The organism is Luteitalea sp. TBR-22, from assembly GCF_016865485.1.
Taxonomy (GTDB): domain Bacteria; phylum Acidobacteriota; class Vicinamibacteria; order Vicinamibacterales; family Vicinamibacteraceae; genus Luteitalea.
Map to the genome: position 1 here is coordinate 4,025,867 of NZ_AP024452.1, position 23,404 is coordinate 4,049,270.

Annotated in this window: 22 protein-coding genes; 6 read left to right on the top strand and 16 right to left on the bottom strand. The window is 70.9% G+C overall.

Annotation, left to right across the window (positions count from 1 at the left end):
* Entirely contained in the window at positions 1-888 is an 888-nt protein-coding gene (locus TBR22_RS16940; protein ID WP_239489027.1) for a response regulator, read from the bottom strand.
* A 217-nt stretch (positions 889-1,105) separates the two neighbouring features.
* Between TBR22_RS16940 and TBR22_RS16945 the strand changes: the two genes are divergently transcribed.
* The gene (locus TBR22_RS16945; RefSeq protein ID WP_239489028.1) at positions 1,106-2,107 is read left to right on the top strand and encodes a c-type cytochrome; all 1,002 of its coding nucleotides are present in this window, start codon (positions 1,106-1,108) and stop codon (positions 2,105-2,107) included.
* A 103-nt stretch (positions 2,108-2,210) separates the two neighbouring features.
* Here the strand turns inward: TBR22_RS16945 and TBR22_RS16950 are convergent, their stop codons facing one another.
* The 3 genes from TBR22_RS16950 to TBR22_RS16960 all read right to left on the bottom strand — a co-directional run bounded on the left by TBR22_RS16950 (position 2,211) and on the right by TBR22_RS16960 (position 6,544).
* Positions 2,211-2,621 (bottom strand): cobalamin B12-binding domain-containing protein, encoded by a 411-nt coding sequence (locus TBR22_RS16950; protein WP_239489029.1) that lies wholly within the window; start codon positions 2,619-2,621, stop codon positions 2,211-2,213.
* A 105-nt stretch (positions 2,622-2,726) separates the two neighbouring features.
* Positions 2,727-4,325 (bottom strand): methylmalonyl-CoA mutase, encoded by a 1,599-nt coding sequence (locus TBR22_RS16955; RefSeq protein WP_239489030.1) that lies wholly within the window; start codon positions 4,323-4,325, stop codon positions 2,727-2,729.
* Between the two features lie 26 nt (positions 4,326-4,351).
* Positions 4,352-6,544 carry a VWA domain-containing protein gene (locus tag TBR22_RS16960; RefSeq protein WP_239489031.1) on the bottom strand — a complete coding sequence of 731 codons (2,193 nt, stop codon included), beginning with the start codon at positions 6,542-6,544 and terminating at the stop codon, positions 4,352-4,354.
* Between the two features lie 140 nt (positions 6,545-6,684).
* Here TBR22_RS16960 and TBR22_RS16965 point away from each other — a divergent pair, with 140 nt between their 5' ends.
* Both TBR22_RS16965 and TBR22_RS16970 read left to right on the top strand, forming a co-directional pair.
* Positions 6,685-7,830, top strand: coding sequence for an acyl-CoA dehydrogenase (locus TBR22_RS16965; protein ID WP_370651534.1), 1,146 nt, complete (start codon positions 6,685-6,687; stop codon positions 7,828-7,830).
* On the top strand, positions 7,827-8,639 hold the full coding sequence (locus TBR22_RS16970) for a DUF5829 family protein (RefSeq protein ID WP_239489033.1): 813 nt from the start codon (positions 7,827-7,829) through the stop codon (positions 8,637-8,639). The genes TBR22_RS16965 and TBR22_RS16970 overlap by 4 nt, the downstream gene beginning before the upstream one ends.
* Positions 8,640-8,760: 121 nt before the next feature.
* Here the strand turns inward: TBR22_RS16970 and TBR22_RS16975 are convergent, their stop codons facing one another.
* Together TBR22_RS16975 and TBR22_RS16980 are read right to left on the bottom strand one after the other, a co-directional pair.
* The gene (locus TBR22_RS16975; protein WP_239489034.1) at positions 8,761-9,711 is read right to left on the bottom strand and encodes a VWA domain-containing protein; all 951 of its coding nucleotides are present in this window, start codon (positions 9,709-9,711) and stop codon (positions 8,761-8,763) included.
* Positions 9,708-10,529 (bottom strand): tetratricopeptide repeat protein, encoded by an 822-nt coding sequence (locus TBR22_RS16980; protein WP_239493501.1) that lies wholly within the window; start codon positions 10,527-10,529, stop codon positions 9,708-9,710. Before TBR22_RS16980 ends, TBR22_RS16975 begins: the two co-directional genes overlap by 4 nt.
* Before the next feature lie 353 nt (positions 10,530-10,882).
* Here TBR22_RS16980 and TBR22_RS16985 point away from each other — a divergent pair, with 353 nt between their 5' ends.
* On the top strand, positions 10,883-12,493 hold the full coding sequence (locus tag TBR22_RS16985) for a hypothetical protein (protein ID WP_239489035.1): 1,611 nt from the start codon (positions 10,883-10,885) through the stop codon (positions 12,491-12,493).
* Positions 12,494-12,520: 27 nt separating this feature from the next.
* On the opposite strand, the gene TBR22_RS16990 is transcribed toward TBR22_RS16985, so the two are convergent.
* Positions 12,521-14,122 carry a SpoIIE family protein phosphatase gene (locus TBR22_RS16990; RefSeq protein ID WP_239489036.1) on the bottom strand — a complete coding sequence of 534 codons (1,602 nt, stop codon included), beginning with the start codon at positions 14,120-14,122 and terminating at the stop codon, positions 12,521-12,523.
* A gap of 50 nt (positions 14,123-14,172) precedes the next feature.
* Here TBR22_RS16990 and TBR22_RS16995 point away from each other — a divergent pair, with 50 nt between their 5' ends.
* Positions 14,173-14,985, top strand: coding sequence for a PEGA domain-containing protein (locus TBR22_RS16995; protein ID WP_239489037.1), 813 nt, complete (start codon positions 14,173-14,175; stop codon positions 14,983-14,985).
* 30 nt (positions 14,986-15,015) lie between these two features.
* On the opposite strand, the gene TBR22_RS17000 is transcribed toward TBR22_RS16995, so the two are convergent.
* The 7 genes from TBR22_RS17000 to cmk all read right to left on the bottom strand — a co-directional run bounded on the left by TBR22_RS17000 (position 15,016) and on the right by cmk (position 21,380).
* Positions 15,016-15,720 carry an HAD family phosphatase gene (locus TBR22_RS17000; RefSeq protein ID WP_239489038.1) on the bottom strand — a complete coding sequence of 235 codons (705 nt, stop codon included), beginning with the start codon at positions 15,718-15,720 and terminating at the stop codon, positions 15,016-15,018.
* A 98-nt stretch (positions 15,721-15,818) separates the two neighbouring features.
* Complete coding sequence (locus TBR22_RS17005; RefSeq protein ID WP_239489039.1) at positions 15,819-16,643, bottom strand: GNAT family N-acetyltransferase; 825 nt, start codon at positions 16,641-16,643, stop codon at positions 15,819-15,821.
* Positions 16,640-17,779: an acyl-CoA dehydrogenase family protein gene (locus tag TBR22_RS17010; protein ID WP_239489040.1), complete on the bottom strand. Its 1,140-nt coding sequence runs from the start codon at positions 17,777-17,779 to the stop codon at positions 16,640-16,642. The genes TBR22_RS17005 and TBR22_RS17010 overlap by 4 nt, the downstream gene beginning before the upstream one ends.
* 45 nt (positions 17,780-17,824) lie before the next feature.
* A complete protein-coding gene (locus TBR22_RS17015; RefSeq protein WP_239489041.1) occupies positions 17,825-18,316 on the bottom strand; it encodes an HIT domain-containing protein in 492 nt (163 codons plus the stop codon).
* Positions 18,317-18,318: 2 nt separating this feature from the next.
* Positions 18,319-18,654 (bottom strand): integration host factor subunit beta, encoded by a 336-nt coding sequence (locus tag TBR22_RS17020; RefSeq protein ID WP_370651353.1) that lies wholly within the window; start codon positions 18,652-18,654, stop codon positions 18,319-18,321.
* Between the two features lie 59 nt (positions 18,655-18,713).
* The gene (locus TBR22_RS17025) at positions 18,714-20,480 is read right to left on the bottom strand and encodes a 30S ribosomal protein S1 (protein ID WP_239489042.1); all 1,767 of its coding nucleotides are present in this window, start codon (positions 20,478-20,480) and stop codon (positions 18,714-18,716) included.
* 243 nt (positions 20,481-20,723) lie between these two features.
* Complete coding sequence (cmk, locus tag TBR22_RS17030) at positions 20,724-21,380, bottom strand: (d)CMP kinase (RefSeq protein ID WP_239489043.1); 657 nt, start codon at positions 21,378-21,380, stop codon at positions 20,724-20,726.
* A gap of 167 nt (positions 21,381-21,547) precedes the next feature.
* Here cmk and TBR22_RS17035 point away from each other — a divergent pair, with 167 nt between their 5' ends.
* Complete coding sequence (locus tag TBR22_RS17035) at positions 21,548-22,708, top strand: hypothetical protein (protein WP_239489044.1); 1,161 nt, start codon at positions 21,548-21,550, stop codon at positions 22,706-22,708.
* Positions 22,709-22,859: 151 nt separating this feature from the next.
* Here the strand turns inward: TBR22_RS17035 and TBR22_RS17040 are convergent, their stop codons facing one another.
* Both TBR22_RS17040 and TBR22_RS17045 read right to left on the bottom strand, forming a co-directional pair.
* Positions 22,860-23,087 carry a hypothetical protein gene (locus tag TBR22_RS17040; RefSeq protein ID WP_239489045.1) on the bottom strand — a complete coding sequence of 76 codons (228 nt, stop codon included), beginning with the start codon at positions 23,085-23,087 and terminating at the stop codon, positions 22,860-22,862.
* A gap of 15 nt (positions 23,088-23,102) precedes the next feature.
* Entirely contained in the window at positions 23,103-23,264 is a 162-nt protein-coding gene (locus tag TBR22_RS17045) for a DUF3309 family protein (RefSeq protein ID WP_239489046.1), read from the bottom strand.
* Between the last annotated feature and the right edge of the window lie 140 nt (positions 23,265-23,404).

A 23,404-nucleotide genomic window follows, 5' to 3' on the forward strand; every position in this document is an offset into this window, starting at 1 on the left:
TCAGCGCGCGCCGGCCTTGATCCTGGCGATTTCCTCGGAGATCAGCCGTTCGGCGACGTCGAGCACGCGGCGGGTGACCTCCTCGCGCAGCACCTTGTCGGTCAGGCGCGCGACCACCCGGCTGGCCACCTCCTCGATGAAGGCGTCGGTGATAACCCCGCCACCGGCCGCCGTGGCCGCCGGCGGGCCGACCGCCGCCGGGCCTTCCCCGCGCTCCTCGGCGAGGATGGCGGAGAACGCGCTCGCAAGCGACGACGAGGGCGCCGCCGCGGGGGCGGGTGCAGCAGCGGGCTCGTCGGCGTCTGCCCGAGCCTCGACGGGCGCGGCCGCGTCGGGGCCGTCGGCCAGGAACTCGACGCGAGCCAGCCCGGCTCGTCCCTGGCGGGCCGCCAGGTGCTGATCCAGGCGCGACGCGTAGGTGTCGACCCCGGGAGCCAGCGTGGCGGCCGGACCTTCGGCCGGCGGGGCGGCGCTGCCGGCGCGCGGCGGCGCGAACTCGCCGAGCGACTCGCCCCGCTCCCCGCCGAGCATCCGCTTGACCAGCGACACGACCTGCTGCGGCTCGAACGGCTTCACGAGCACGGCGTCGGCCTGGCAGGCCTCGGCACGCCGGTCGTCGATCGGCTCGAAGGCGCCGGTCATGAGCACCACGGGCACCTGGGACAGCGACGCCTGGCCGCGCACCCAGGCCGCCACGTCGTAGCCGTCGCGGGCCGGCATCGTCGTGTCAGCCAGGATCACGTCCGGCTTGTTGCCCGCGCCGAGGTAGCCCACCACCTCGTCGCCGTCGCTGAACGAGACGACCTTGAACCCCTCGTCGGCGAAGGTCAGCTCGATCACGCGCTGGACCGTGACACTGTCATCGGCCAGCAACAGCGTGTAGCTCATGGGGCTGAGCGTAGTCACGCCGGAGAGCAGCCGTCAAGCACGGGCGGAACTCGGGGCGCCCCGTCCTCGTCGATTCACGCGGCGCTCACGGGGCGCGCCGGCCCCTCCGGAGCCGGATTGTCGCCCCGCCGGGGCGGCGGCGTGATGTTCGGCCCCCGCTCCTTCCAACGTTCTGCAGGTGTCGGGCCGTGCACGCCTGCGGCCCACGGAGCCTCCCATGCGTCTGGTCCTCAAAATCGTCGGTGTCCTGGCCGTCTGTCTCGTCGTGATTGCCGCCGGCGGCTACTCCTATCTCCTGCTCGCCTACCCCAAGGTCGGCGACGCGCCGGTCCTGAAGGCCGAGGCGTCTCCGGAGCGCATCGCCCGCGGCAAGTACCTGGCCGACCACGTCGCGGTGTGCACCGATTGCCACAGCCAGCGCGACTGGAGCCGTTACGCCGGGCCCATCAAGCCCGACACCTACGGCGCCGGTGGAGAGGTCTGGGACGAGACGGTGGGTTTCCCGGGCCGCCTCGTGGCGCGCAACATCACCCCAGCCAACCTCGCCTCGTGGAGCGACGGCGAGATCGTGAGGGCGTTCACCGAGGGCGTGTCGCGCGACGGCACCCCGCTGTTCCCGCTGATGCCCTACACCTCGTACGGCAAGTTCATGGCGCGCGAGGACGCGCTCGCCATCGTGGCGTACCTCCGCACCATCCCCTCGCGCTCGCAGCAGATCGCCGACCGCCGCCTGCACTTCCCGCTGCCGCTGATCGTGCGGACGATGCCGACGCCGGCCGCCACCACGACCGCACGGCCCGATCCGTCGGACCCCGTCGCCTACGGCCGCTACCTGGTGAACATCGCCGGCTGCGCCGACTGCCACACGCCGACCGACGCACGCAAGGCGCCCCTGCCGGACATGCGGCTGGCCGGCGGCCAGGAGTTCCCGCTGCCCAACGGGCTGATCGCGCGATCGGCCAACCTCACGTCCGACGCGACGACGGGCCTCGGCGGCTGGAGCGAGGATCAGTTCATCGAGAAGTTCAAGGCGTACGCCGATGGCACGCCGCACGTGCCGGTGACGACCCGGGACTTCAACACGCCGATGCCGTGGCAGTCGTACTCGGGGATGACCCGCGACGATCTCGCGGCGATCTTCGCGTACCTCAAGACGGTGCCGGCGATCCGCCACCAGGTGGAGAAGGTCGGCCGGCAGGCGGCGGCGACGAACGAGTAAGAAGGGGAGAAGAGCAGAAGGCAAACCGGGAAGGAACAAGGACCGCAAGGCGAAGAAGGCAGCACAAGGTTCCTTTCTCCTTCCCGCTCTGCCTTCTTTCCTTCTACGCTTCTACTCTTCTTTCCTTGCTCTTCCTGATGACGTCGACGATGGCCTGCATCGAGGTGCCGGGCAGGAAGACGCCCCCGATGCCGATCTCGCGCAGGCGCGGGACGTCCTGGTCCGGGATGATCCCGCCGACCAGCACCAGCACGTCGTCGAGGCCCTCGGCCTTCAGGAGCGACATCAGCCGCGTGCACACGTGCATGTGAGCGCCCGAGAGGATCGACAGGCCAATGACGTCGGCATCCTCCTGCAGGGCTGCCGAGACGATCTGCTCGGGCGACTGGCGCAGCCCGGTGTAGATGACCTCCATGCCGGCGTCACGCAGCGCGCGCGCGATCACCTTCGCGCCACGGTCGTGACCGTCGAGGCCCGGCTTGGCGATCACCACTCGGATGGGACGGTCAGTCATGCTGGTCGGCCTTCTGCATTCGGCCTGCGGCCTTCGACATCATCGCTCCGGCATCATCGCGCCTGCCCTGAGCGATGTCGAAGGGCATCGCGGCATTCGGCGCGCTCAGAATTCGGTGCGCTCGGTGTACTCCCCCCACACCTCACGCAGCGCGTCGCACATCTCGCCCACCGTCGCGTAGGCGCGCACCGCGTCGAGGAGCGGTTCCATGATCGGGCCGGTGCCCCGCGCGGCCGTGCGAAGCGCCTCGAGTGAGGCCGCCACCGCGCCGGCATCGCGCTGCGCCTTGATGCGCACCAGCGCCGCCAGTTGCGTGTCGGCCACCGTGTCGTCGATGTAGAGGATCTCGAGCGGCGGCTCGTGGTCCGCGACGAAGGCGTTGACCCCGACGACGACCTTGCGTCCGGTGTCGACGGCCTGCTGGAACCGGTAGGCGCTCTCGGCGATCTCCCGCTGCGGGAAGCCCGCCTCGATGGCCGCCACCATGCCGCCCATGGCGTCGATGCGGTCGAAGTAGGCGAGCGCCTCGGCCTCGATGTCGTCGGTCAGCTTCTCCACGTACCACGAACCGCCCAGCGGGTCGACCACGTTGGCCACGCCGCTCTCGTACGCGATCACCTGCTGCGTCCGCAGCGCGAGCGTCGCCGCTTCCGTGGTGGGCAGCGCCAGTGCCTCGTCGAGCGAATTGGTGTGCAGCGAGTTGGTGCCGCCGAGCACGCCGGCCAGCGCCTGGATGGCGGTGCGGACGACGTTGTTGTACGGCTGCTGCGCGGTCAGCGACACGCCGGCGGTCTGGGTGTGGAAGCGCAGTTGCCAGGCCTTCTCGTGGCGCGCGCCGAACCGCTCGCGCATGACGCGCGCCCAGATCCGCCGCGCCGCCCGGTACTTGGCGATCTCCTCGAAGAAGTCGTTGTGGGCGTTGAAGAAGAACGACATCCGCGGCACGAAGGCATCGACGTCGAGGCCGGCCGCCACGCCCCACTGCACGTACTCGATGCCGTCGCGCAGCGTGAAGGCGAGCTCCTGAGCCGCGGTCGCGCCGGCCTCCCGGATGTGGTACCCGCTCACCGAGATCGTGTTCCAGCGCGGCACGTGCTCGCCGCAGAAGCGGAAGGTGTCGACGATCAGCCGCATCGAGGGGCGCGGCGGATAGATGTACTCCTTCTGGGCGATGAACTCCTTGAGGATGTCGTTCTGGAGGGTGCCGTTGAGGCGCGACCAGGGCACGCCCTGCCGCTCGGCGACGACCAGGTACATCGCCAGCAGCATCGGGGCCGGCGAGTTGATGGTCATCGAGGTGCTCACCGCACCGAGGTCGATGCCGTCGAACAACGCCTCCATGTCGGCGAGCGTGACGACGCTCACGCCGCACTTGCCGACCTCGCCGAGCGACAGCGGATGGTCCGGGTCGCGGCCCATCAACGTCGGCAGGTCGAAGGCGACACTCAGGCCGGTGCCGCCGGCCGCGAGCAGGTCCTTGTAGCGTCGGTTCGTGTCGGCCGCCGTGCCGAAGCCCGCGAACTGGCGCATCGTCCACAGCTTGCCGCGATAGCCCGAGGCGTGGATGCCGCGCGTGTAGGGGTAAGCGCCGGGCTCACCGATATCGCGCGCGTGATCGCGACCCGCCGCGTCCTCAGGGCCATAGACGGGCGCCACCTCGCGGCCGCTCACCGAGGTGAACTCGCGGGCCGGCTCCGCGGCCACGCCGACCTCCCTTCCCGCGACAGTCGTCACCCGGTCACCTTCACGCCGGTCAGCTTGCGCGGCGCGTCGTCGCCGTTGCCGGCCTTGACCTCGATGAGGAAGTCGCCGGCCGGCAGGCTGGCCAGCGGGATCTCGGCCTCGTGCGTGAACGGACTGCCGGCCGGGGCCGGCCGGACGACGAGCGCGCTCATGCCGTCGCCGGTGCGGCTCATCAGCCGGATCGCCGGGGCGCCGCCCGAGACGTGCACGCGCAGCAGCAGCTTCTCGGTGCGGCTGAAGGCGCGCGCCGCGGTCGGCTGCGCAGTCGCGGCGCCGGCCAGCGCCTGCAGGTCGCGCGCCGTACGGGCCCGGAACAGCGCGGGCGTGCCGACCACGATCGGCTCCTTGCTGAAGTCGGGCACGGCCAGGTCGAGCATGTCCGATCCGAGGACGCTGCCCGACCCGCCCTCCATCTGCACCTTCACCTGCGCCGCGCCCGGGGCGATGAGGAACGAGGCCTGGCCCCCACCCGGCGACGGCACCGCCGTCGTCGGGGCGGCAGGCACCTTGCCCCGGTACACGGGGCCGTCCTTCTCGTTGACGGCCATGACGGTCACCTGCGACACCGGCTCCCCGCCTGGCGCGGCCTGGCCGGGCGCGCCGGTGACCGGCTCCCACGAGAAGAGCACCTTCGTCTTGCCGCTCGGGTCGGGCGCGTAGCCGACCCAGGTGCGCACGCTGCGCGCCCGCGCCACCTTGTCGATCTCCGACAGCGCGCCCTGCACGTCGGGCGGCGGCCCGGCCTTGGGCGCGGCCATCGCCGTCGCCGCCTCGTCGGGCCTGAGCGCCCAGTAGCCGCGTCGGGCGCGGACCTCGATGCCCGGCCGCTTGACGCGCACCTTGATCTGGTGGAAGCGCCCGTCGGTCGGCGCCGCCGACGAGGAGTACCCGAGCAGGTAGTAGGCGCTGGCGTCGCGTAGCATCTGCGCGAGCCCGCCACCGAGGTCGTTGCGGTTGACGATCGCGCGGCCGTCGGTCTCGTCGGCCATGACGCGGAGCGACTCCTGCGTCTGGCGCAGCGAGGCGGCGTCCATGGTGAGGCCGACGCCTTCGTTGATGTCGAACTCGAACCCGGCCAGGCCGCGGGGGTCGAGCATGTAGAGCGACACGTTGTTGCGGTTGGCGTCGGTGGTGACGTCGCGCATCAGCATGCGGATGTCCATGTCGCCGAAGAACCGGTCGCGGTCGACGGCCATCGCGGCCAGCGGGTCCACCGACGCGTCGCCGGTCAACGCCGAGGTGCCACGCCCGACGATGCCGCTCTGCGCGTTGTTGCCACGCAGTTGCGGCGGCACGAAGTCGGTGTAGCCCTCGCTCACCACGATCACCGTCTTGCGGCCCTCGCGCATGCCGCCGAGGCGCGTCATCAGGCCGCGCAACGCCGACAGGCTCACCTGGTTGCGGATCTTCTCGACCACCTGCGTGGGGTAGTTGGCGTACTGCTCCTCGAAGATGTTGCGTGGCGGGATGTACTGGTACTTGCGCCCCTGCCAGCTCAGGATCTGCTGGATGACCGCCTTCTTGTTGCGCGTGAAACTGACCGCGCGCAGCGGATCGAGCGGGTACATCATCGCGATCATGTCGAGCGGCCCGACCTGCGTCTCGATGAACTTGACCAGCGGCTCCTTCACCGCGAGGCTCGCCCCGAGGCGCACGTGGTAGTCGTCGAAGAAGATGACGAACAGCCGCACGTCGTCGCGACGCGCCTCCGACTCCTCGGCATAGATCGAGTTGATCTCGCGCGGCTCGGCCTCACCCGGCGGCGGGTTGCCGTCGACGCGCACCAGCTTGAACGTCTCGATGGCCTGCGCCTGGCCGTCCTCGAGCACCTCGAAGTCGTCGCGCGACAGGTCGGCGACCGGCCGCCCCTGCTTGTCGGTGACGATGGCGTCGACGCGGACGAAGTTGATGCCCGTGCGGAAGGTCGGCTGCGAGGCGTTCGGGTCCTGCGGGTCGGTGCCCGGTGCCGGTGGCTGGCCGGCGGGGGCCTGCGTGGCGGGAGGGGTGCCAGCCCGCGACTGCCCGCCCGACGCCCCCGCAGGGCGCCCCTGCGCGGGTGGCGCAGAGGACTGTTGCGCGGCGACACCGGCGAGCGAGGCCGAGAGCAGGCCGCTGACGATGGCGACGCGGGCTCGGGATGCGTCCAGCGAACGCACCCGGCGGGCAAGGGTCCTGATCATGCGTGGCAGTGATGATAGCATCACGAATCGAGGCATCTCCGGTGCGGAACTGTTCCTCTTTCGACGCCCGTCCGTGGCTTGTCGGTCGGATCCGCGCCCCCCACCGCTGAGGACGATCCGTGACCACGCCCGCGCTCGACATGCCCCCGGCCCTGACCTCGCTGACCGAGGACGAGCGACTCCTCCGCCAGAGCGTCCGCGAGTTCGCCGCCCAGGAACTCGCCCCCCGCGCGCGCGCCATGGACGAGGCCGCCCGGCTCGACCCTGCCCTGCTGCCACGGCTGTTCGGGATGGGCCTGATGGGGGTCGAGGTGCCGGAGCGCCATGGCGGGGGCGGCGGCACCTTCTTCCACTCGGTGCTCGTGGTCGAGGAACTGTCGCGGGTCGACCCGGCCGTCGGGGTGCTCGTCGACGTCCAGAACACGCTGGTCGTCAACGCGCTGCTCCGCTGGGGGAACGACGAGCAGCAACGCGCCTGGCTGCCCCGCCTCGCCGCCGACGCGGTCGGGGCGTACGCGCTCTCGGAGGCCGGCTCGGGCAGTGACGCCTTCGCGCTCACCACGCGTGCGACGGCCGACGCCGACGGGTACGTCATCGACGGTCGCAAGCTCTGGATCACCAACGCGGCCGAGGCGTCGCTGTTCATCGTGTTCGCGACGCTCGACCCGGCGGCCGGCTACAGGGGCATCACGGCATTCCTGGTCCCCCGCGACACGCCCGGCCTGGCCGTCGGCAAGAAGGAGGACAAGCTGGGCATCCGCGCCAGCAGCACCTGCGAGCTCGTGTTCGAGCGGTGCCGGGTGCCCGCGTCGGCGGTGCTCGGCGAGGTCGGCAAGGGCTACAAGGTGGCGATCGAGACGTTGAACGAGGGACGCATCGGCATCGGCGCACAGATGGTCGGCCTGGCGCAGGGCGCGCTCGACCACGCCATCGCGTACACGAAGCAGCGCAAGCAGTTCGGCAAGGCGATCGCCGACTTCCAGGGCGTGCAGTTCCAGTTGGCGCGCGCGGCCATGGAAGTGGAGTCGGCCCGCCTGCTGGTCTACAACGCGGCGCGCTTGCGCGACGCGAAGCAGCCGTTCCTCACCGAGGCCGCGATGGGCAAGCTGCTGGCCTCCGAGGTGGCCGAGCGGACCGCCTCGCTGGCCATCAACCTGTTCGGCGGGTACGGCTTCGTCAAGGACGCCCCCGTCGAGAAACTCTATCGCGACGCCAAGATCGGCCAGATCTACGAGGGCACCTCGAACCTGCAGTTGCAGACCATCGCCAAGGCGCTGCTCGCGTGACCCTGCCGCTCCGCCTCAACCACCTGTTCCGCGTGGTGGATGCGGAGACCTTCGCCGCCGCGCGCGACAGCGCCTGGCTGCGCGAGGTGTTCGCCCCGGGCGAGCTGCGCACGACGCGCCGGCCCGACTGGACCTACACGGGCCTCTACTGGTACGGCATCTCGACATACCTCGAACTCTTCGAGGAGGGGCCGCAGGGCCCGATCGGCGCGAGCGGCATCGCCTTCGCCATCGAGGAACCCGGCGCGACGGCGGCGATCGCCAGCGCGCTGCGCCAGTCGCTGGGCGAGGCCGATCACCGCCTGGTCGTGCGTCCGGTCGGCGACGACACCGTGCCGTGGTTCCACATCGCGCACGCAGTGCCCGACCAGCGCGCCGGGCTCAAGCTCTGGACGATGGAGTACCACGCCGATTTCCTGGCCGGGTGGCATGCCGCGCACACGCCGGCACGCGGCATCACGCGCGCCGAGGTGCTCGAGCGCTACGCCGCGGTGAGTCCCGGGCCGGCGCGGCCGCTCCTGGGTGATGTCGTGGCCGTGACCATGGCCGTCACGCCGGCCGAGCGAGGCTTCCTGTTGCGTCACGTCGAGGCGTTCGACGCGACCACGCGCGACACCGGCGGCGACGGGACGATGGTGACCGGCGACGACCTGTCGATCGGCCTGAGTGCCGCGTCCGAGACGCGACGTGGCCTGCAGGATCTGGTGTTCCGCCTGCGCCGCCCGACGGGCCGCGAGGTGATCACCATCGGGCGCAGCACGATCACCGTGGAGGGCACGCGGGGAGTGTGGAAGTTCAGAGACGTGTGATGCCGGCAATGGTGGGAATGCCGGGAATGTCGGACACCGCCACTCCCCCGGCATCGGGCCTGGCGCCACGCCGCGTCGACCGCCTCCACCAGGCCACCGTGCGGGTGGCCCATGCCGCGCGTCAACGCCGTCCCGTCGCGTCCTCGCTGCGCGCCACGTAGCCCTCTCGCGCGACCACCGTGCCCGGGCGGGACCGGAGACGGACGTCCAGGCGGTGCCAGCCGCCCGTCGGCAGGCCGCTCGGGGTGTACGACACCAGGTAACGCTGGCGGTACCTGGCCAGGATTCGGCCGAACACCCGCGAGATGTCGCCCCGGCTCTCGAGGCGCAGGAACTCGCCGCCGGTGGCGTCGGCGGAGGACTGCAGCAGCCGGAGGGTGTCGCCGGCCGTCGGCGCGATCCAGAACGACCGCGACAGGTACTCGCTCGCCGGATCGTTGGGGATGGCCGCCGGCAGCCCGGCCGCGACGGGATACACCACCACGTTGGTCCGGCGCAGCGTCTCGATGGCTTGTGCCGCCGTGGCCCAACTCGCCGTGTCGCGCCCATCGGTGAACAACAGCAACACCGCGGGCCGACTGTCGGCCCCGGCGAGCACGCTGCCGAAGACCAGGGCATCGTGCAGCGGCGTCGCGCCATCGGCTTCGACGCGTGCCAGCGCGTCCCGTAGGTGCGGCCCCGGCGGCTGGGCCTCGAGCAGCAGCCGAATCGAGCGTCCGAACGTGAACAGGGAGAGCCGGTCCCTCGACGTCAGTTGGCCGGCCACGGTCTCCACACCCTCGCGCAGCCGGGCAAGCGTGTCGCCATCGACGCTGCCGCTGAGATCGAGGCCCACGACGACATGCGCGCTGTCGGTGGTGCGGATGGACTGCACCACCTGCTCCACCCCGTTGTCGCTCACGAGGAAGTCCGCCGCGGTCAGTCCGGCGATCGGCCGTCCCCGCTCGTGCACCCATGCATCGACCACCACGACATCGATCCACGTCCGGAAGGTCGGCGGCTCCTGGCCGATGATGCCCACGACCATCGACGCGACGAGGAGAAGCACGGCGCACGCGCGGATCAGGCTCATGGAACGAGCAGCGCCTTCATGGAGCGGATGATCAGTTCAGGGTCCAGGCGCTGGCCGGAGAGGTACATGGCCCACGCGTCGTCGGGCGTGCCCACCGCCGCTCCCTCGTGTGTGAAGCCGTCGATCACCGAGGCGGCCGCCGCTTCGTTGCCCGTGCGCAGCAGGAAAGCCATCAAGCCGAGCCGGGCGCTGCGCGAGACGCCCGCGACGGCTGCGGCCTTCCTGTAGGAGGCGGCTGCCGCCGCATCCCCCGCTGCAGCCTGCATCTGCGCCGTGAACAGCCAGGCGAGCCCGCACGCCACGCTGGCACACGGCTCGGTCGACAACCTGGCGAGCAACTCGCGGCCGGACTCGTGGCGACCGGACTCCAGGTGCACACGTGCCAATCGAAGCGTCGCCTCCTGATGCGAAGGGGCGAGGACAAGGGCGCGCTCGTACTGTCGTCGGGCCGCCTCGAGGTGCTCGGCGATGAAGGGCGCCCGCGCCTGCGGTGCCTCGACTCGCGACCCGGCGCCGACGCCGGGCTCCTCGGCCAGCCGGGCCTGCGTCTCGAAGGCAAGGCCCCTCAGGAAGTGATGTTCGGCCGCAGCCTGGACGACGTCCCGGGACGGGCCGAATGCCCCCGACGCCTGTTGGTACTCCGGATAGCGGGCCATCGCGACGAGCGCCTGCTGCAGTCCGACACGGCACCAGTCGCTGAACGCGCGGAGGCGCGGCGTGAGGTCGGGTGGCGCAACGCGTTCCTCGACGACGAGGTCGCAGGCGTCTCGGCTGATGCGCTCCAACGCCTGCAGGCGCGGCGACGGCGTCGCCGGCATGCGCACCGAGAGGAGGATCTCCAGGGGGAGGAGGGCAGTCGCCTGGACACGGCGCAGTGCCCGTTCCGTGTCCGCTCTCGGCCCCTTCCGCGCCGCATGCCGCCAGTCCGCAAGGACGGCTCGCGCGTCGTCCGTCATCCGGCCGGGCTCACTGTCGAGCACGGCTGAAGCCGCGGCCACCGCTCGGCCGGCCAGGTAGGCGTCGGTGAGGCCAGCCCACGTCGAGTCCGGAGGCACTCCCCCTTGAGCTCGCACACCCGCCTCCGCCAGCAGAGCAAGGCACGCCACGAGACACCTCAACCGCGGCAGGTACACGGACATCGGGATCGCGGCAGCCTACCATAGGGCCAATCATGTGTCCGGCGTTGCTCGCGCAGGCGGCCGTGCTGCTGCTCGTGGCCCACGGGGTCGATGCTGATGCGGTCACGGCGGCCGGGCGCGGTGCCGCGCCTCGGGGGCGGTCCGCCGTGCACCAGCAAGCAGCTGACTCCTCCACGGTGCTCGCGCTGGACGTGCCTGCCGGTCCCATGCGTCCTGCTGCGGCGATGGTCGCCGGCGATGTCCTCCATCGACTGGAAGCCACGGGCAGCATGGTCGCCGTCACCGACATCCACGACGAGTTCTCTGTCGTCGAGGATCTTGCCGACTGTGCACGGGCACGCGACGGGCTGCAGCGTTGGTTGCGTGGAGACACGTGGGCGTACCGGCACGTCGACCTCGGTGCGGCATCCGGCGGCAAGGCCAGCCGTTCGCGCAGGCTGGAGACGCTCCGCTCGGTGATCGTCGATGCCGCTCGTCTCGGGGTGGCGCGTGTCGTGCTCATCACTGCCGTGGGCGACGACCCCGGCAGCACCCGCGCCTACGCGGAGACCGCTGGTCTGGCACGTGCCCACGACGTCCAGGTGCACGTCGTGGGCCTGCAGGATCGGCGGGATGGAGCCGCCGATGATTCCTTGCTGGGCGCCGAGGTCACGCCGACCAGACAGGGCATGGCCGAGTGCGACCCTCGTAGGGTCGCGTGCGGCGACGTCGCGCAGGTCGGGCAGGACGAGCGTCTCGATCGCGGCGCCGCGGTGGCGGCGGCGTGGCGTGGACTTGCGCGGCTCACGAGCGACACCGGGGGCGTCCTCGTGCGCACGCCCACTAAGTCGCAGGCGCTGATCGAGGCGCTGGCTTCAGGACGATCGCGCCATTCTGGTGCCACACCGGCGCGTGTTCCCGAACCGCCCGCCTGGCGCGACCGCGAGTCACAGGCGTGGCTGAACCAGGACGGTAGCGAGTCCTACACGTCTCGACGAGGCCTGCTCGAGGTGATACGGGTGCCTTCCGACGGTGGCATGCGGCTCATCCTGCTGCTCTCGGCCGCCGCCACCGGGTCTGCTGGTCCCTGGAGCGCGTTCGTGCGCGTGCGTGACGCGTCCGACCGGACGCTCGCCGCCTGGAGTCGCACGGGAACCGACCCCTTCGCCAGGCCGCTCATGTTCCTCGCACCCTCTGGAGCGGAGGGAGGCTCGGTCGACCTCGTGGTCCAGGGTGAGCGCACGAGCACGCGCGACCAGCGACCTGTCCCAGCGCGCGAGCAGGACGCGGGAGCCGGGGACCTGTTTATCGTCGAGCGGATCGAGAGCCTGACCGATTCATCGGCAGGGCACCCGTTGGCGTCCGACGGGCGCCTCTACGTGCCGATGGCAGGGGCAGTCGTCAGACGTTCCGACGCGACACACCTGACTGCTGCGATCGCCACGCGCGATGTCGCGACGTCGCTGATCGTGGATCTGCTGCGCGACGGCCACCGGCCTCGGCGGACCTCGGTGCAATCCCGCGCCGCGAGTGGCGTCACCCGGATCACGCCGATTGCACTCCCCTTGCAGGACCTGGCCGACGGCACGTACGAACTCAGCGTGTCCGGTCAGAACGGTGGCCGCGAGTGGACACGATCGGTCGCCTTCACGATCATCCCCTGAAGCCCCGGCATCGCGGCATCCTCGACGCTAGCCCTGCCCCTCGTAGCGCACCACCAGCAGCGTCACGTCGTCGCCGGCGGGACGGCCGTCGCGGAAGGTGACCGACGCCTCGAGCAACGCGGCGGCCATCTCTGTCGGGGTCGCGCCCGCGACCCCGGCGAGCGTCTCGGCGACGCCTTTGGGGCCGAAGTCCTCGCCGGTGTAGGAGGTCGACTCGCTGACGCCGTCGCTGTAGATGACCAGCGCGTCGCCAGGTGCCATCTGGATCGTCTGCACTTCCCAGGACCCGAACGGCAACAGGCCGAGCACCGGCCCGCCCGAGTCGAGCATCTGCACCTCGCCGTTGGCGCGGACGAGCGCCGGGGCGCAGTGGCCCGCGTTGGCGAGTTCGAGGCGGCCGTCGGGATGCAGCACCGTCGCCCCGAGGGTGAGGTACTTGTTGCCCGGGCTGTAGTTCAGGAGCTGGTTGTGCAGCGTCGGCAGGATGTCGGAGAGCGGTTGCCCGAGGTCGTGCAGCAACCGCAGCATGCCGGTTGCGAGCGCCATGATCAGCGACGCCCCGACGCCCTTGCCCGAGACGTCGCCGAGCGCGAGGGCGAGGCTGCCGTCGGGGCGCGTCACGCCCTGGTACAGGTCGCCCCCGACCGAGGCGGCCGACTCGGTCTGCGCGAAGGTCGTGGCGAAGGGCACGACCGGCGGCGCCTGCAGCAGCGCCGCCTGGATGTCCTTGGCCAGCGACATCTCGTGCTCGTACTTGGCCTTGGCCCGCGCTTCCTTGTAGAGGCGCGCGCTGTCGATGGCCATCGCGGCGTCGGCGGCGAGCGACTCGAAGATCGCGATCTCCTCGCGCGGCACCACCTGGGTGCTCGCCGGGCGCGACACCAGCAACGCGCCCACGGCGTCGAGTCGGCCGATGAACGACGAGTCATCGGCCAGGGCGCGGCGCGCCACCATCAACGGCGTGGCGACCATGTCGGGCCGCGCCGCCGTCGAGGCGCCGATCAGCGTCTCGTGCATGGCCTGGCTGGTGATGGTCCGGTGACCGCGGACGGCCTGCTTCAGGAGGTCGAGTTCCTGTTGCGCGATCGGCGGTGGCGCCAGCTTGGGCAGCCGCAGCACCAGCTCGAGCTTCTGGTCGGCGCTGTTGATCAGCGCGAGGGCGCCGCCGTCGGCGCGCATGATGCGGATCGCCGACCGCAGGACCGCCGCGAGCACCTCGGGCAGCACGGCGGAGCTGCTGAGCTGTCGCGCAACGTCGAGCAGTTCCTGCAGGTGACGCACGCCGGTGCTGCGGTCGTCGAGGCCCTGCGACTCGAGCAACGTGGCGATTGCCTCGCTCACCACCTCGAACTGCACCTGCCGCCCGAAGCGCACGCGATCGCCGTCGGTGAGGATGTGCGCCGTCACGCGCTGATCGTTGACGAACGTCCCGACGGCGCTGCCGAGGTCCTCGAGGACGATGGCGTCCTCGCGCCGAATGAGCTGGGCGTGGCGCCGCGAGACGCTCGGCTCGGCGAGCACGACACCCGACAGCGGGTCGCGGCCGATGACGATCGGCTGGTCGGCAGGGACGATCTCCGTGGTCACCCCTGGGGTGGTCGGCACGAGCTTCAGGCGGGCGGGAGGCATGCGGTTCGCGTTAGTCCAGGCTTACGTCGTGGCGTGGTAGGCTGGCGGCCATGCGCAGCCTGGAGGAGCCGGACGCCCCACGCGGGCGCGGCCTGTCGATCATCCTGCTGGCGGCAGCGCTGGTCGCCGGCGCGGTCGCATGGTACGCCACCAGCCGGGTTCCCGGGGCGCCGGATACCAAGACGACCCGGCCGGCCCCGACCGGGAACGCGCCCACTACGGCCAACGCCCCCACTCGCGGAACCGAACGCCCGTCCCCCGACCCGGCCGGGACGCGCGCGGCCGCACGCCCACGGTCCGAGGCCGCGGACCGGCCATCGCGCCCCGCGCCCCCGCCGGACGCCCCCGCCGCCGCGCCGCGCGAACTCCGCGTGACCAGCGACGTCGCCGGCGCCTACGTCTTCGTGGACCGCAAGTTCCTCGGGACCACGCCGCTGACCTCGCGCGACATCACGCCGGGCCAGCATCAGATCAACGTCCAGGTCGAAGGCCGGCCGCCCGTGATCCGCACGGTCGACATCCTCGAGGCCGGGCCCACCGAGGTCAGCGTCACCCTGGCGGCCCCGTCGCCGTCGGCCCCGCCGGCGATCGACGCGTCGGTCGCCGTCGTACACCAGCACGCGATGGGCGCCTGCGAGGGCACCCTGCGCGCCACGGCCGATGGCTTCACGTACGCCACCGCGCACAAGGACGCCTTCCGCCTGCCGTACGCGAGCGTCGAGCAGTTCTCCGTCGACTACGCCGCCAGGCGGCTCCGGCTCAAGCAGCGCGGCGGCCGCACGTGGAACTTCACCACGACCGCCGACACCGCCGACCCGCTGTTCGTGTTCCACCGCGACGTGGACGCCGTACGGCCCAGATAGCTCCAGTGTAGCCCCCCGGGAACGTCGAGGCTACCCGCCGTCGACCGACGGCTCGCGCAACCACCGCCCCGGGCCGTCGAGGAACCCCTCGTAGTCGGGGACGACCCCATGTGGTGCCGGGATGTGCGCGGCGAACTGCTCCACCGAGAACGTCGTCGTCACGCCGACCGTCGTCATGCCGGCAGCCATCGCCGCGGCGACACCGATGGGGGCGTCCTCGAACGCGAGGCACTCGGTCGGCGGCACTGCGAGGCGCTCGGCGGCAAGCGCGAAGACGTCGGGAAACGGCTTGCCACGCTTCACCTCGTCGCCGCGGGCGATGATGGTGAAGCGCGCGTCGAGCCCGGTCTCCGCCAGGGTGTGCACCACGTTCTTGAGCGGCGCGGAGGTCGCCACGGCGACCCCGATGCCGTGTGCCTCGAGCCGTGCGAGCAGCGTCAGGGCACCGCGCACCGGCAGCAGGCGGCCGCGCGACAACTGGCGGTAGGCGCCCTCCTTCTCTTCCTCGAACTGCAGGATCTCGTCCCAGGTCATCTCGCGCTCGAACAGCATCGGGAAGATCTCGCTGTTGCGCTTGCCGTCGATCCGGCGGCGCAGGTCCATGGTGAGCGGCGGCAACTGGTGCGCGGCCGCGAAGGACCCGAACGCCTGCGCGTGCAGGGACATGTTGTCGACGAGCGTGCCATCGAGATCGAACACGACGGCGCGGGGACGGAAGGAGGACAGGTCGATCAAGGGAAGAGGGACAGGGAACGAGTCACGAGGGAAGCAAGAGGGACAAATCACGAGGGACAAGGGACGAGGGCCACAGGAACGAGGCCGTCGCCGACCGCTCACGACATGCGGGCCATCACCAGTCGACTGTACAGCGGCACGAAGCCGCGGCGTTGGACGTTGGCCTGCGATCGGGAGCCGGGCTCCACGGTGACGACGGCGAGCGTGCATCCGGCGGCGCGTGCGTCCTCGAGGCGGGCCGAGAGCAGCGCCGACTGCACGCCGCGCCGGCGATGGGTCGGCAGCGTCGCGGCGCCGCAGAGTTGGTAGAGTTCGCCATCGACGCGCGCGGAGGCGGCGCCCGCGGCCTCGGCGCCCAGGATCGCCACGTAGCGCCGCATCTCCCGCACGCCGGCAAACTGCGCCACGACGCGCTCGAGGATCGACGTGTCGTAGGACTCGGCGGGCGCCTCGCGGCCCTCGACGGTCTCGGCGGCGGCAAAGCCGGCGACGGCGATGTGCGCCCAGTCGGCGTCGCGGCCCTGCGTCACGAGGATGCCGTCGGGCAGCACCTGCGGCAGCAGGGCCGGAATGTCGCACCCGAGCACGAGTTCGATGCGCTGCAGTCCGTACCCGCGCCGCTCGAGCCGACGCACCGATCCGAGGTCGCCGAGGGTGGCGATCTCCCAGCCGGGCGACTCGCCGGTCGGCGCGAAGGCGGCTTCGACGCGATCGACGTCGTCCTCGGTCAGCGGGACGCCGATGCCCGCGCCGATCACCTTGGTCATCGGGGCGCCAGGGCCGCAGTAGACGGCGGCGCCACGGCCGACGGGCACGGCGAAGGCCGAGGCGTCTCCCTCGCGCCTGGTGACGTCGAGCATCGCCAGGCTCAGGCGGGTTTCGGCCGCTTCGACGCGCTCGGCGATCGCGATCGTGCCGATCATGCGAGCACCGCGTCGGCGATGATCATGCGCTGCACCTCGGACGTCCCCTGGTAGATCTCGGTGGCCCTGACGTCGCGGAAGAGGCGCTCGACCGTCGCGCCGTGACGGTAGCCTTCCGAGGCGAGGATCTGCAGGGCGCGATCGGCCGCGGCGTGGGCCGCTTCCGAGGCCGCCAGCTTGGCCATCGACGCCTCGGTGGTCGCGCGGGCGCCTCGGGCCCGCGCCGCCGCGGCCCGCCACGTCAGCATGCGCGCCGCCTCGAGGCCGGTCGCCATGTCGGCGAGCATGAACTGTATGGCCTGGTAGCTGGCGATCGGCTGGCCGAACGCCACCCGGCGCTTCGCGTAGGCGATCGCTTCCGCGAGCGAGGCCTCGCCGACGCCGAGCGCCTGCGCGGCGATCGCGACGCGACCGCCGTCGAGCGCCTCACGCGCGATCGCGAAGCCCTGCCCGGCGCCGCCGAGCAGGTGGTCGGCCTCGACGCGCACGTCGTCGAGCACGAGGTCCATGCAGCCGAGGCCGCGCACCCCGAGGGAATCCTCGAGGCCGTGGCGCGAGAGCCCGGGCGCGTCCATCGGCACGAGGAAGGCGGAGATGCCGCGCCCCCGCAGGTCGGGGCGCGTCGAGGCGAACACGATCACCACGTCGGCCGCCGCGGCGTTGGCCACCCACACCTTCCTGCCGCGCAGGCGGTAGCCGCCCTGGTCGGCGACGGCGACCGTCTGCTGGTTGGCGGCGTCGGACCCGGCGTCGGCTTCCGACAGCGCGAAGGCGCCGACCGACGCGCCGGTCGCCAGCCGACGGAGCCAGCGCTCGCGCTGCGCGTCGCTGCCGTGGCGCAGCAGCGTCTCGGCGACCAGCGACGTGTTGACCGAGAGGATGACGGCGACGGTGGCACTCGCCCGCGCGATGGCTTCGAGCGCGAGCACGTAGGCCACCTCGTCCTGGCCGGCGCCTCCCCAGGCCTCGGGGATGGTGGCGCCCATCAGGCCGAGCGCGCCGGCGCGCGCCACGAGGTCGCGGGGGAACGTGTTGTCGGCGTCGATGGCAGCGGCGCGGGGCGCGACCTCCGCCTCGGCGAACTGCCGCGCCCGCGCCGCGAAGGCGGCCTGCCGATCGGTGGGAGTGACCGTCACGCCCCGTAGGCTACCAGAGGGGCCACCTTCGGCGCCCAAGCGCGTTCACGGGGCGTCGGCAAACAGCGGGCGCAGGCGTGCCGCGGTGGCGTCGAGGCCCTCCGGCAGCACCCGGCTCTCGCCGACGGTGGTCATGAAGTTGGTGTCGCCGTTCCAGCGCGGCACGAGGTGGATGTGCAGGTGATCGGCGACGCCCGCCCCGGCAGCCCGTCCGATGTTGATGCCGACGTTGATGCCGTGGGGCTGGTAGGCGGCGCGCAGCACGCCCTCGGCGCGCTGGGTCAACAGCATCAGCTCGTGCAGTTCGTCCGGTGTGGCCTCGCCGAGCGTGGCGATGTGCCGGCCGGGAACGACCATCAGGTGCCCGTTGTTGTACGGGAAGAGATTGAGGATGACGTAGCAGGCGACGCCGCGGTGCACGACCAGCGCGGCCTGGCCGGCGTCGGTGCCGGTGTCGGCCGTGCAGAACACGCAGCCCGGTGGCGCCGAGCCGCCGGTGACGTACTGCAGCCGCCAGGGCGACCAGAGGTGATCCATCGCTAGCCGACCGGCGCCGGATCGTGCGCGGGCGCGACGGTCTCGTCGAGATCGTCGGCGGTGCTGGCGTTGATGAGGTCCTTCAGTTCCTTGCCCGGCTTGAAGTAGGGCACCTGCTTGGACGGCACGTCCACGCGGTCGCCGGTCTTGGGGTTGCGGCCCTTGCGGGGCTCGCGCTTGCGAAGGCGGAAGCTGCCGAAGCCCCGGAGCTCGACCTTGTCGCCCGCGTGCAGGGCGCGGATGACCGAGAGGAACACCGTCTCCACGATCAGCTCGGCGTCCTTCTTGGTGAGCTCGGAGACGCGGGAGACCTCTTCGACGAGATCCGCCTTGGTCATGATGTCCTCGACATAAGAAGACGCCGGTGAGAGGGGCCTCCCACCGGCGTCGTTCGGGCCTACTGCTGCTGCTTGAAGTGGTCACCCAGCGTGGCGCCACCGGTGGAGGCCGCCTCGCTGATGTACTGACCCCAGTCGGCGCGATAGGTGTCGTCCTTCAGCGCGCGGATGCTGAGGCCGACCTTGCGCTCCGACGGGCTGAGCTTGATGACCTTCATCGGGTAGCTCTGCTCCACCTCGAGCGAGACCTTCTCATGACCGCCCTCGGCATCGAACTCCGAGACGTGGATGAGCCCCTCGATGCCCTCGGCCAGCTCGACGAACGCGCCGAAGGAGGTCATGCGCACGACCTTGCCCTCGATGACGTCACCGACCTGGACACGACCGAAGAAGTCGTCCCACACGTCGGCGGCCAGCTGCTTGAGGCCGAGCGACAGGCGCTGGTTCTCGGCGTCGATGTTGAGCACCATCGCCTCGACCGTGTCGCCCTTCTTGAGCATCTCCGACGGGTGCTTGAGACGCTTGCTCCACGACATGTCCGAGATGTGGATCAGGCCGTCGATGCCGTCCTCCACCTCGACGAACGCGCCGAACTCGGTCAGGTTGCGGACCTTGCCCTTGATCTTCGTGCCCACCGGGTACTTGTCGGTGAGCTCGTGCCAGGGGTTGGTCTCGACCTGCTTGAGGCCGAGCGAGATGCGGCGGGCCGACGGATCGACGCCGAGCACCATCGCCTCGACGTTGTCGCCGACGTTGAGGATCTTCGACGGGTGCTTGACGCGCTTGCTCCACGACATCTCGCTGACGTGGATCAGGCCCTCGACGCCCGGCTCGAGCTCGATGAAGGCGCCGTAGTCGGTGAGGCTCACGACGCGGCCGGTGACGCGCGCCGTGACCGGGTAGCGCTCGACCACGTCCGACCACGGGTCGGTCGTGAGCTGCTTGTGACCGAGCGACACGCGCTCGTTCTCGGGGTCGAACTTGAGGACGATGACGTCGACCTCGTCGTTGACCTTGAACAGCTCCGAGGGGTGCTGCACGCGGCCCCACGACATGTCCGTGATGTGGAGCAGGCCGTCGATGCCGCCGAGGTCGATGAACGCACCGTAATCGGTGATGTTCTTGACCACGCCGCGCATGACCTTGCCCTCGGCCAGCGTCTCGAGCGTGTGCTTCTTCTTCTCGGCGTTCTCCTCCTCGAGGAGAACCTTGCGCGAGAGGACGATGTTGCCGCGCTTCTTGTTGACCTTGATGACGCGCATGCGCAGTTCCTGGCCCTTGAGGGCGTCCAGGTTGCGCACGGGACGGACGTCGATCTGGCTGCCGGGCAGGAAGGCGCGGACGCCGATGTCCACGGCCAGGCCGCCCTTGATGCGCTCGATGACGCGACCGATGACGACCTTGCGATCGGCGAAGGCCTTCTCGACCTCGTCCCAGATCTTCATCTTCTCGGCCTTCTCGCGCGAGAGCACGATGTGGCCGTCACGATCCTCGGTGCGCTCGAGCAGCACGTCGACGGTGTCGCCGGGCTGCACGATCACGTCACCGTTCTCGTCGAGGAACTCGTCGAGAGGAATCATCCCCTCCGACTTGAACCCGACGTCGACGATCACCGCGGAGGCGGAAACGGACAGAACCGTACCCTTGACGACCTCACCTTCCGTGATGTTGCGGAAGCTGTTGTCGTACAGGTCGAGCAGGCTGGCGAATTCCTGCGGGTCCATCTCCTGATCATCTGCCGTCCACATCGCTTTGGTCGTGGCGGCAGCGGACTGCCGGGCACTGACTTCACGCACTTCCGGCTGGTCCGTAAGTTGATCTGACATGCGTTGAAAATCCTCCTCGGTGGCGTTTGCCGGTCTTTACAGCGCCGGCGGCTGTCGGTTGTGGCACGCGCTATGCGGGCAACCGACAGAATTTACACCCTTTAGGGGGACGGCGTCAAAGATCCGGGCATCGGGAGGGCGGGCGCAGGGCACCGCCGGGCACCGGACACCGGGCACCGGGCAACCGGGGGCTGGGGGCTGGGCACCGGGCGCCGGGCAACCGGGGGCTGGGGGCTGGGGAGCTTACCCCCGCGCCTGGGCGGCGCGGACCAGCGCGAGCACCTGATCGACGACGTCGGCAATCGGCAGGCCGGTCGTGTCGATGTACACGGCATCGGGCGCCAGGGTGAGCGGCGAGACGGTGCGGCTCTTGTCGCTGTGATCCCGCTGCGCCAGCGCCGAGGCGATCGTGGCGACGTCGCCGCCGTTGGCCGCATGGGCCGCGTCGCCGGCCCGGCGGCGCGCCCGCTCGTCAGGCGAGGCATCGAGATAGACCTTCACGTCGGCCTGGGGCAGCACGACCGTCCCGATGTCGCGGCCCTCCATCACGAGGTCGCCCGACGCCGCGTAGTCCCGCTGGCGCTCGACCAGCACCTGTCGCACCTGCCCGAGCCGGGCGACGCGGGCAGCCGCGGCATCCATCTCCGGGGTCCGGATGGCCCGGGTCACGTCGTGGCCGTCGATCTCGACGCGGCCCTGCTCGGCCCGCAGCGCCGCGGCTCGTGCCACGTCCGCCACCGCCGGCTCGTCGTCGAGCGACACGCCGAGATCCGCGGCGCGCCACGCCACGGCCCGGTACATCGCGCCAGTGTCCACGTGGCGGCACTGCAACGCTTCCGAGATGGCCCGCGCCACCGTTCCCTTGCCCGCGCCGGACGGGCCGTCGATTGCAATCAGCACAACGCGAGACAGGATACCCGCCTTCGCGCGCCGAGCGCGCTTCGGCGAGGCAGGCCCGGGGACTGGCGACCGGCGGCGAAGGCGTGGGCCTCGGACCGACGCTTCGGCGCTCGGAGCACGGCCGGCCGTGGCCTTCCGCATCGCGGCGAGTTCCCTACAATGCCTGCGTGCGCCTCGCCCTGCTGTCGCTGTTGGCCGTCGTCGTGCTGCTGATCGTCGGTTGGGTTGGCCTCTCGCAGAGCCGCTACGGCCGGGCCATGTCGCTGCTGGTGCGCATGGGCAAGGTCCCCGGCGTCGTCGGCGCGCACGTCGGCAGCTGGCAGGTGACGACCGTCGACAGGCGGATGCTGGCCTTCACGGGCCGACATGGCCCTCGCGTGGCCCGCCTCTACCGGCCCGCCACGGTGCGCACGCGGCCGGTCCTGTTGACCGGAGGCGTGCACGCCCTCGGCATCGACGAGCCTCGGCTCATCGCCTTCGCCGAGACGCTGGCGACATCGGGCACTCCCGTGATCACGCCGCAGTTGCCGGACCTGAAGGAGTACCTGGTCACCACCCGGCTCACCGACGACATCGAGGACGCGGCGCTGGCGATGCTCACCGCGCCCGAGGTGCCGCAGGACGCCGACGGCCGCATCGGCCTGCTCGGCATCTCCTTCGCCGGCGGGCTGTCGATCATCGCCGCCGGGCGCCCCTCCCTCCGCGACCGCGTCGGGTTCGTCTTCTCGGTGGGCGGCCATGCACGCCTGCCGGACGTCATGCGCTACCTGTGCACCGGCAGGCAGCCTGACGGTCGCATGCACCCACCCCACGAGTACGGCGCGGTGATCCTGCTGACCAACATGGCCGAGGACGTCGTGCCCGCCGACCAGGTCGCCCCGTTGCGCGCCGCGGTGCACCAGTTCCTGCACGCCTCGCACGTCGACATGTTCGACAAGCCGCAGGCCGCCATCGAGTTCCAGAAGGCGCGCGACATGGAAACCGGTCTCGCCGCGCCAGCGCGTGCGTTCATGCACCTGGTGAACCAGCGGGACGCCCTCGGGCTGGGCACGCGGTTGCTGCCGTTCCTCGATCGCTGGGGCCGGGAGGCCGCGCTGTCACCTGCCGCCTCCCCCGCCCCCATCGCGCCGGTCTTCGTGATGCACGCGCAGGGCGACGACGTGATTCCCGACAGCGAGGCCTCTGCGCTGGCCGGCTACCTGCGCTCGCAGGGCACCCCGGTGCGCATGTTCGTCACCTCGCTCATGAGCCACGCCGAAGTGGCGCGCACGCCGACCGTCGGCGAGTTGGTGACGATGGTACGCGGGTGGGCGGAACTGCCGTGGTGATACTCGCAATGCTGCGATGCAGCGATGCCGGGAATGCAGCACGTCGACGCCAAGGTAGAAGGTAGAAGGTAGAAGGTAGAACACCCGCGATGCGTCGGGATGCCAGGCGCCTGGCCCGTTCCCGGCCTTCCCGGCATCGCGGCATTCACGCCTACACCGTTCTACCCTTCAGCCCCATCAGCAGCAGCCCGCCGCCGACGACGACGGCAGCCACGCCGGCCCACACCGGGACGTTCACCGTCTTCCGTTCCTCGAGTGACAGCTCGACGGGACCGAGCTTCGCCTCATGGGTGTCGCTGGTGTAGGTGAAGCCGCCGTAAGCCAAGGCCAGGCCGCCGGCGACGATCAGCGCGACGGCCGTCAGTTTGAGCGCGTTCATGGTCGGCCTCCTGTCTCAGCGAAGATTGCCCGTGAGCAACAGCACCAGCAGGATGACCACGATGAGCCCGAACAGGCCACCGTAGTGCGCGCCGCCCCATCCTGCGCGAGGTCCGTAGAAGGCCCCGCCACCACCGAGAAGCAGCACGAGAAGGATGAGGATCAGGAGCGGTGACATGACGACACCTGTGGCCTTTCGAGGAGTCGCGGAGCAGCCGCGCGCGCCGGCCCCGGAGGATGCCAGGAGTGACACGCCTTCGCCTGCTCGCGTCCGACGCATGACTGGGCAAATGCCGTGCCTGCGCCGGGGCCGTCAAG

Coding starts and splice junctions, on each gene's coding strand:
- TBR22_RS16940 (WP_239489027.1), bottom strand. CDS start 888: ATGAGCTACACGCTGTTGCTGGCCGATGACAGTGTCACGGTCCAGCGC.
- TBR22_RS16945 (WP_239489028.1), top strand. CDS start 1,106: ATGCGTCTGGTCCTCAAAATCGTCGGTGTCCTGGCCGTCTGTCTCGTC.
- TBR22_RS16950 (WP_239489029.1), bottom strand. CDS start 2,621: ATGACTGACCGTCCCATCCGAGTGGTGATCGCCAAGCCGGGCCTCGAC.
- TBR22_RS16960 (WP_239489031.1), bottom strand. CDS start 6,544: ATGATCAGGACCCTTGCCCGCCGGGTGCGTTCGCTGGACGCATCCCGA.
- TBR22_RS16965 (WP_370651534.1), top strand. CDS start 6,685: ATGCCCCCGGCCCTGACCTCGCTGACCGAGGACGAGCGACTCCTCCGC.
- TBR22_RS16975 (WP_239489034.1), bottom strand. CDS start 9,711: ATGAGCCTGATCCGCGCGTGCGCCGTGCTTCTCCTCGTCGCGTCGATG.
- TBR22_RS16980 (WP_239493501.1), bottom strand. CDS start 10,529: ATGCCGGCGACGCCGTCGCCGCGCCTGCAGGCGTTGGAGCGCATCAGC.
- TBR22_RS16985 (WP_239489035.1), top strand. CDS start 10,883: ATGTGTCCGGCGTTGCTCGCGCAGGCGGCCGTGCTGCTGCTCGTGGCC.
- TBR22_RS16990 (WP_239489036.1), bottom strand. CDS start 14,122: ATGCCTCCCGCCCGCCTGAAGCTCGTGCCGACCACCCCAGGGGTGACC.
- TBR22_RS16995 (WP_239489037.1), top strand. CDS start 14,173: ATGCGCAGCCTGGAGGAGCCGGACGCCCCACGCGGGCGCGGCCTGTCG.
- TBR22_RS17005 (WP_239489039.1), bottom strand. CDS start 16,643: ATGATCGGCACGATCGCGATCGCCGAGCGCGTCGAAGCGGCCGAAACC.
- TBR22_RS17015 (WP_239489041.1), bottom strand. CDS start 18,316: ATGGATCACCTCTGGTCGCCCTGGCGGCTGCAGTACGTCACCGGCGGC.
- TBR22_RS17020 (WP_370651353.1), bottom strand. CDS start 18,654: ATGACCAAGGCGGATCTCGTCGAAGAGGTCTCCCGCGTCTCCGAGCTC.
- TBR22_RS17025 (WP_239489042.1), bottom strand. CDS start 20,480: ATGTCAGATCAACTTACGGACCAGCCGGAAGTGCGTGAAGTCAGTGCC.
- TBR22_RS17040 (WP_239489045.1), bottom strand. CDS start 23,087: ATGAACGCGCTCAAACTGACGGCCGTCGCGCTGATCGTCGCCGGCGGC.
- TBR22_RS17045 (WP_239489046.1), bottom strand. CDS start 23,264: ATGTCACCGCTCCTGATCCTCATCCTTCTCGTGCTGCTTCTCGGTGGT.